General features: G+C 38.1%; 1 protein-coding gene. It reads right to left on the bottom strand.

Going from position 1 to position 1,419, the window contains the following annotated elements:
• Window positions 1-104: 104 nt before the first annotated feature.
• Window positions 105-1,419 (bottom strand): ABC transporter ATP-binding protein (locus tag BCT81_RS15615; protein ID WP_102425026.1); only part of this gene is annotated, 1,315 nt, incomplete at its 5' end.

Here is a 1,419-nt window from a genome sequence, read left to right as displayed (position 1 = left end):
TACAATCGTGATGACCAAGCAAATTTGTAGAGAAGAGCCTTTATATGACAGAATCTCATAAATCATGAGAGGTATAATCTCTTATCTTTAGCAATTTACGGATATTAATCTAGAGTGATGACTTTATCGAAGTGGTCTAAGTAAGAACTGTCGTGTGTCACAACAACCAACTTAGTTTGTGGTTCTAAGAGACTAAAAATTATCTCCCACAAACCTTGGCCTGTTTCACTGTCTAAGCCTGTTGTTGGTTCATCCAGTAGTAACAATTCAGGGGAATGAATATAGGCTCTAAGAAAACACAGCCTACGCTTTTCACCGCCACTGAGGTTCTGACCGTTACCTTGTAGTTCGGAATCTAATGTTAACCTAGATGATAGTCCTACTTTGTCTAGCTGACTTGTCAACCAATCATTATCCATCTTTTTTCCAAGGGAAAGGTTTTCAAAAACACTTCCCGAGAAAACAAAATTGTTTTGCTCTAGGTAGTTAGAAGAGAGGTGAGATACGGGCGTTGGTGTTAATAAACCTGCAAGAGTATCGAGTAAGATTGTTTTACCTTGTCCACTTCTACCTATAACGGCAACGGTATTTATATTTGGTTTCGCCAACTCTTCTAGGACCTGATTCAATACTTGGCTAACTTCAGTTAGCTTCTCTTCGTGATCTAAGATCCCTTTTAAGGCTGAAAAATCTTCACGACTTTGGTCAAGTAACCTATATACATCTAATAACCCAGTAAAAGCCCTTGTTAAACTAGCAGATAAAAGCAGCGCAGTGACGAGCTGTCCAGCATCAGAGTGTTGTTCTGGAAACAAGTGGAATATGAACAAGGTGATAATGGAAAGCGATATTAAGCTGTGTGTCGCTATAGCGACACCATCAAATACACTCCTACTGACCGCAAGAGATACAGTTGCTTGTCTATAATTTTCAAAGAATGGGCCTAGACGTTTTTCAAAGAACCCTTCGACACGATTTGATTGAATCGTTCGTATACCAGAAAACACACCAACAATTTGATCGAGTATTTCATCCTCTGCCTCATTAACTCGACTGATGTGAGGGCGTCTTAGCCTAATAATTAGAGTTTTAATCATTGTGGCTATCATTAGGACAAAAACTACAAGAGTAAAGGTCAACCATCCACTAAATAAAATAATCGCGCAACCTAAGGCAAACAACTCAATGGCTAAAGGTAAACCTCGAGAGACGCTCAGGTTTATGAACTGTTCATAAGATCCTAGACCTCTTTCAAACTTACTGGCTAATGAACCAATCTCTAAGCGTTTAAAATGACTAAAGGGTTTTCGTATTAACTGACTAAATAATGTGCGTGATTTAGTTTCGACGTTGAGTTGTATCTCCTGTTCAAAAAAATATGTAAAAAAAGGAGATATAATAATAGTCACTAATGTAGAT

It is taken from the genome of Vibrio sp. 10N.261.52.A1 (assembly GCF_002876325.1).
Classification (GTDB): domain Bacteria; phylum Pseudomonadota; class Gammaproteobacteria; order Enterobacterales; family Vibrionaceae; genus Vibrio; species Vibrio chagasii.
The sequence above is the reverse complement of the archived record's forward strand: the minus strand, read 5'-3'. Positions and strand labels throughout refer to the sequence as shown.